The following is a 597-nucleotide window of genomic DNA, read 5'->3' on the forward strand; positions in this document are numbered from 1 at the left end:
TCCCGGCGCCAGGTGTTGAAGTTGTGGCCGCCGCTCGGGAGGATGATCGAAGAAATCCTGGTCACGTTCGTGTCCTGGACGTTCTTGATGAACCGAAGCGTGTCCTTGTAGTTGTGCTCACCGATTTTGCTGCTGGTGACGAGCAGTGACGTTTCCGGGGCCGACTGGTGCTTGAGCATCCAGAAGAGGTTGGCACGATCGCGCAGGTTCTTGTCCCCGTGGAACAGGTCACCGGTGGTCGCGTCGATCGGCGCCTTGTAGTACGGCGACAGGCCCACGGCGGCGCCGTACGACTTCGGGTGGTGCATGGCGATCTTCAGCGCGCAGTACCCGCCGGTGGAGTCGCCGATGATGCCCCAGCTCGCGGGCGTGGCGTCCACCCGGTAACGGCTCATCACCGACTCGCGCAGGTCCTTGGCGAAGAACGTCTCCGTCTTCGGGCCCCCGGGCACGTCCACGCACTCGGTGTCCCGCGGCGGCGCCACGGACGGGCGCAGCATCACCAGGATCATCGGCTGCATCTTGCCGCCCTTGGTGAGGCGTTGCGCCGTGCTCGGGTAGTTCAGCTTGTCCACCAGCGCCTGCGCGGTGCCGGGG

General features: G+C 65.7%; 1 protein-coding gene. It reads right to left on the reverse strand.

Going from position 1 to position 597, the window contains the following annotated elements:
• The coding region (locus tag CCN72_RS32190) for an alpha/beta hydrolase (RefSeq protein ID WP_158101450.1) at nt 1-597 on the reverse strand (597 nt) is incomplete at both ends.

The organism is Streptomyces murinus, from assembly GCF_002154555.1.
Taxonomy (GTDB): Bacteria; Actinomycetota; Actinomycetes; order Streptomycetales; family Streptomycetaceae; genus Streptomyces; species Streptomyces murinus.